The organism is Citrobacter sp. Cpo065 (genome assembly GCF_030332805.1).
GTDB classification, from domain to species: domain Bacteria; phylum Pseudomonadota; class Gammaproteobacteria; order Enterobacterales; family Enterobacteriaceae; genus Citrobacter; species Citrobacter portucalensis.
The window spans coordinates 1-5,247 of the sequence record NZ_JAOWHC010000028.1 but is presented as its reverse complement, the minus strand read 5'-3'; the positions used below and the strand labels follow the sequence as shown (position 1 = coordinate 5,247).

Here is a 5,247-nt window from a genome sequence, read left to right as displayed (position 1 = left end):
CGTCAGTGAATGCGTTTCAGTAGGCCTGATAAGCGCAGCGCATCAGGCACATCACAACACCGCACCATCGGGTGCAAAGCAATATCCTGAGCCTCCATAACACAAGCCATCCTGCGGTATATGCGGTAAACTAGGCGCGATTTTGCATCAGGAAAGCGTCTATGAATCACTCCCTTAAAGCCTGGAACACCTTCGGTATCGATCAGCAAACAAATGAACTTGTCTGCGCCGAAAATGAACAACAATTACTGAATGCCTGGCAATCAGCCAATGCATCGCATCATCCAGTACTGATCCTGGGCGAAGGGAGCAACGTCCTGTTTCTTGATGCCTTCCAGGGTACGGTGATCGTCAATCGTATTAAGGGTATTGAGATTACAGAACAACCTGATGCGTGGCATTTGCACGTAGGTGCGGGTGAAAACTGGCATCATCTGGTCCAGCATACGTTGCAGCTTGGTATGCCTGGGCTGGAAAATCTGGCGCTTATCCCAGGCTGCGTGGGTTCATCGCCAATCCAGAATATTGGTGCCTATGGCGTAGAGCTACAGCGCGTCTGCGAATACGTAGACTGCGTTGAGCTGTCGACTGGCAAACATCTGCGCGTTGGTGCAGCAGAATGTCGCTTTGGTTATCGTGACAGCATCTTCAAACATGAATACCAGGATCGCTTCGCAATTATTGCTGTTGGTTTACGCTTGTCTAAACAGTGGCATCCGGTACTGACCTATGGCGATCTGACGCGCCTGGATCCTACAACGGTGACGCCTCAGCAGGTTTTTGATTCTGTCTGCCATATGCGCACGACAAAACTGCCCGATCCGAAAGTAAACGGTAATGCAGGAAGCTTCTTTAAAAACCCGGTTGTCACCGCAGAGATTGCGCAGGAGCTCCTGGCAAAATTCCCAACAGCACCTCATTACCCGCAGGCTGATGGTTCTGTGAAACTGGCAGCCGGCTGGCTTATCGATCAGTGTCAGCTAAAAGGCATGCGCATTGGTGGCGCAGCGGTACATCAACAGCAGGCTCTGGTGCTGATCAATGCAGACAATGCGACGAGTCAGGATGTGGTGCAACTTGCACATCATGTACGTCAAAAAGTCGGTGAGAAATTTAATGTCTGGCTCGAGCCAGAGGTCCGATTTATTGGCCCGCAGGGTGAAATGAATGCTGTGGAGATCATTGCATGAAGGATAATACCGTCCCTCTGACGCTTATTTCATTACTCGCTGATGGCGAATTTCATTCTGGTGAGCAGCTCGGTGAAAAGTTGGGAATGAGCCGTGCCGCAATCAATAAGCATGTCCAGACGTTACGCGACTGGGGGGTTGATGTCTTTACTGTTCCAGGTAAAGGATACAGCTTACCGGAGCCTATCCAACTATTAGATGCCTCACTTATTCATTCTCAACTGGATGGTGGAAATATCACAGTCCTGCCGGTTATCGACTCAACCAATCAGTACCTGATGGACCGAATAGGTCAACTGGAGTCAGGGGATGCCTGTGTCGCTGAATATCAGCAAGCCGGGCGCGGTCGCCGTGGTCGCAAATGGTTCTCACCGTTTGGTGCCAACCTGTACCTTTCAATGTTCTGGCGGTTGGAACAAGGACCGGCTGCCGCGATTGGCCTGAGTCTGGTTATTGGTATCGTCATGGCTGAGGTTTTACGCGATCTGGGCGCAGAGAAGGTACGTGTAAAATGGCCCAACGACCTCTATTTGCTCGACCGTAAGCTGGCAGGGATCCTGGTTGAACTGACCGGTAAGACAGGGGATGCCGCGCAGATTGTTATCGGTGCGGGTATTAATATGTCCATGCGCCGGGTTGAAGAAAATGTGGTTAATCAAGGCTGGATTAACTTGCAGGAAGCGGGCATTAACATTGATCGCAATACCCTTGCTGCCCGACTGATACGTGAGTTGCGTGCTGCGTTAGTACTCTTTGAGCACGAAGGTTTAGCGCCGTATCTGTCTCGCTGGAAGAGACTGGATAACTTTATCGACCGCCCGGTCAAACTTATTATTGGCGATAAAGAAATATTTGGCATCTCTCGTGGAATAGACGCGCAAGGTGCATTATTGCTTGAACAAAATGGTGAGATCAAACCCTGGATGGGTGGAGAAATATCGCTAAGAAGCGCTGAGTAATAAGAAGGGGAGCTGTTGCTCCCCTTTTTTATTTATTTTCTCAACCTGACTTGCTCAACGGCATGATTGGCACTTTTCGTCATGATTAAGCTTGCTCGCTCACGCGTTGGTAATATATTTTGTTTTAAATTCAGCCAGTTAATCTCTTTCCATAACGATGTGGCGGTGTTGATAGCCTCATCTTCTGATAATTTTGCATAGTTATGGAAATAAGAGTCCGGGTTGGTAAACGCCCCTTCACGGAATTTCAGGAAACGGTTGATATACCACGTCTGGAGTAATTCTTCTGGCGCATCAACATAAATAGAAAAGTCGACAAAGTCAGAAACAAATACATGATGCGGATCGTGAGGATAGTCCATCCCGCTTTGTAATACATTTAGCCCTTCGAGTATTAATATGTCGGGCTGGGCAACGGTTTTGTCGCCATCAGGGATCACATCATAGATGAGATGGGAATAGACCGGAGCCGTGACGTTAGGTACGCCTGATTTCAGATCGGAAACGAATTTAACCAAGCGATGCATATCATAGGACTGGGGGAAGCCTTTCTTCTTCATCAGTCCACGATCTTTCAATACCTGGTTAGGGTGGAGAAAGCCATCGGTAGTAATCAACTCAACCTTGCGATGCTCGGGCCAGCGACTGAGCAAAGCCTGCAAAACACGCGCAGTCGTACTTTTACCGACGGCGACGCTGCCAGCAATGCTAATAATATAAGGAATACGCTCGCCATTCGTGCCTAAAAATTGCTCCAGCACGGCCTGACGTCGCAGGTTCGAACTGATGTAAAAGTTTAGCAAACGCGAGAGAGGCAAATAAATCTCGGCAACTTCTTCCAGCGATAAGTCTTCGTTAATGCCTTTAAGACGAGCAATCTCTTCCTCGGTCAGGGTCATCGGCACGGAATCACGAAGCGCAGCCCACTGGTTGCGATCAAACTGTAGGTAAGGCGACGTTAACGCTTGCTCTTTTATACTCATACGCATGGTCTGGCTGTCATTGCTATATCAGGTCTGCGGTAAAAAACGAAATCATCCCGGTACGCAATGGCACGCACATTTCAGTTAATTTGGACAATGGGCAGGAGGGTAACACCAGATGGGGGGGAATAATAAGAAAAAATCATCCTCTGAAATGCAATGTGACGGGTATTCCAGATGTATAAAGATGTGCTTTCTCTCTATCAAAGCGTACCTGCCGGAGCAAAATTCCTCCCAGAGGAGGCACCTGACGTTGGAAATTTGTCCAATTCAAAGAGGAAATAGATTATTTATCGGTCGTATAGTGCAAAATGTGAGCGATAGAACATTTTATGCAATTTTTTAGTTGCATGAGTGCGCATGTCTCCATAAAATGCGCGCTACTTGATGCCGACTTAGCTCAGTAGGTAGAGCAACTGACTTGTAATCAGTAGGTCACCAGTTCGATTCCGGTAGTCGGCACCATCAAGTCCGGTGGGGTTCCCGAGCGGCCAAAGGGAGCAGACTGTAAATCTGCCGTCACAGACTTCGAAGGTTCGAATCCTTCCCCCACCACCACTTTCTGGCAGCGTTATCGCAGCCTGAGTTGATTAAAAAATTAATCAGCTCGAACAGAAAAGAGAGAAATCTCTTTTTTGTTGCAGAAAGAACTGGGTAGCCGAGTTTCAGGATGCGGGCATCGTATAATGGCTATTACCTCAGCCTTCCAAGCTGATGATGCGGGTTCGATTCCCGCTGCCCGCTCCAGACGTGCTGATATGGCTCAGTTGGTAGAGCGCACCCTTGGTAAGGGTGAGGTCCCCAGTTCGACTCTGGGTATCAGCACCACTTCACTTCTCCTTCCCGTTTCTCTCTGTTTACTTTTAAAAGCATTCAACAGCTCAGGTATATTGCCTGGTTGATGTGGTGATATCACCGATTTATCCGTGTCTTAGAGGGACAATCGATGTCTAAAGAAAAATTTGAACGTACTAAACCGCACGTTAACGTCGGTACTATCGGCCACGTTGACCATGGTAAAACAACGCTGACCGCTGCAATCACTACCGTTCTGGCTAAAACCTACGGCGGTGCTGCTCGCGCATTCGACCAGATCGATAACGCGCCGGAAGAAAAAGCTCGTGGTATCACCATCAACACTTCTCACGTTGAATATGACACCCCGACTCGCCACTACGCACACGTAGACTGCCCGGGCCACGCCGACTATGTTAAAAACATGATCACCGGTGCTGCGCAGATGGACGGCGCGATCCTGGTTGTTGCTGCGACTGACGGCCCGATGCCGCAGACTCGTGAGCACATCCTGCTGGGTCGTCAGGTAGGCGTTCCGTACATCATCGTGTTCCTGAACAAATGCGACATGGTTGATGACGAAGAGCTGCTGGAACTGGTAGAAATGGAAGTTCGTGAACTTCTGTCTCAGTACGATTTCCCGGGCGACGACACTCCGATCGTTCGTGGTTCTGCTCTGAAAGCGCTGGAAGGCGAAGCAGAGTGGGAAGCGAAAATCATCGAACTGGCTGGCTTCCTGGATTCTTACATCCCAGAACCAGAGCGTGCGATTGACAAGCCGTTCCTGCTGCCTATCGAAGACGTATTCTCCATCTCCGGTCGTGGTACCGTTGTTACCGGTCGTGTAGAACGCGGTATCATCAAAGTTGGTGAAGAAGTTGAAATCGTTGGTATCAAAGAGACTGCTAAGTCTACCTGTACTGGCGTTGAAATGTTCCGCAAACTGCTGGACGAAGGCCGTGCTGGTGAGAACGTTGGTGTTCTGCTGCGTGGTATCAAACGTGAAGAAATCGAACGTGGTCAGGTACTGGCTAAGCCGGGCTCTATCAAGCCGCACACCAAGTTCGAATCTGAAGTGTACATTCTGTCCAAAGACGAAGGCGGCCGTCATACTCCGTTCTTCAAAGGCTACCGTCCGCAGTTCTACTTCCGTACTACTGACGTGACTGGTACCATCGAACTGCCGGAAGGCGTAGAGATGGTAATGCCGGGCGACAACATCAAAATGGTTGTTACCCTGATCCACCCAATCGCGATGGACGACGGTCTGCGTTTCGCAATCCGTGAAGGCGGCCGTACTGTTGGTGCGGGCGTTGTTGC

The 5,247-nt window shown here is 49.4% G+C and carries 4 protein-coding genes, 4 tRNA genes and 1 pseudogene; 7 read left to right on the top strand and 2 right to left on the bottom strand.

Annotated elements, in window-relative coordinates:
• Positions 1–161: 161 nt before the first annotated feature.
• Together murB and birA are read left to right on the top strand one after the other, a co-directional pair.
• Positions 162–1,190 (top strand): UDP-N-acetylmuramate dehydrogenase, encoded by a 1,029-nt coding sequence (gene murB, locus OGY68_RS06055; RefSeq protein WP_048215164.1) that lies wholly within the window; start codon positions 162–164, stop codon positions 1,188–1,190.
• The gene (gene birA / locus OGY68_RS06050; RefSeq protein ID WP_003826969.1) at positions 1,187–2,149 is read left to right on the top strand and encodes a bifunctional biotin--[acetyl-CoA-carboxylase] ligase/biotin operon repressor BirA; all 963 of its coding nucleotides are present in this window, start codon (positions 1,187–1,189) and stop codon (positions 2,147–2,149) included. Before murB ends, birA begins: the two co-directional genes overlap by 4 nt.
• 32 nt (positions 2,150–2,181) lie before the next feature.
• On the opposite strand, the gene coaA is transcribed toward birA, so the two are convergent.
• Together coaA and OGY68_RS06040 are read right to left on the bottom strand one after the other, a co-directional pair.
• The gene (gene coaA, locus OGY68_RS06045) at positions 2,182–3,132 is read right to left on the bottom strand and encodes a type I pantothenate kinase (protein ID WP_003031107.1); all 951 of its coding nucleotides are present in this window, start codon (positions 3,130–3,132) and stop codon (positions 2,182–2,184) included.
• Positions 3,133–3,421: 289 nt separating this feature from the next.
• Positions 3,422–3,502, bottom strand: a pseudogene (locus OGY68_RS06040) (hypothetical protein); the annotation flags it as partial.
• Positions 3,503–3,521: 19 nt separating this feature from the next.
• Between OGY68_RS06040 and OGY68_RS06035 the strand changes: the two are divergent.
• The 5 genes from OGY68_RS06035 to tuf all read left to right on the top strand — a co-directional run.
• Positions 3,522–3,597, top strand: a tRNA-Thr gene (locus tag OGY68_RS06035).
• An 8-nt stretch (positions 3,598–3,605) separates the two neighbouring features.
• Positions 3,606–3,690, top strand: a tRNA-Tyr gene (locus OGY68_RS06030).
• Positions 3,691–3,804: 114 nt separating this feature from the next.
• Positions 3,805–3,879 (top strand) — tRNA-Gly (locus OGY68_RS06025).
• A gap of 5 nt (positions 3,880–3,884) precedes the next feature.
• A tRNA-Thr gene (locus tag OGY68_RS06020) sits at positions 3,885–3,960 on the top strand.
• A 118-nt stretch (positions 3,961–4,078) separates the two neighbouring features.
• Positions 4,079–5,247: elongation factor Tu (tuf, locus tag OGY68_RS06015; protein ID WP_049014834.1), on the top strand; the 1,169-nt coding region annotated here is incomplete at its 3' end.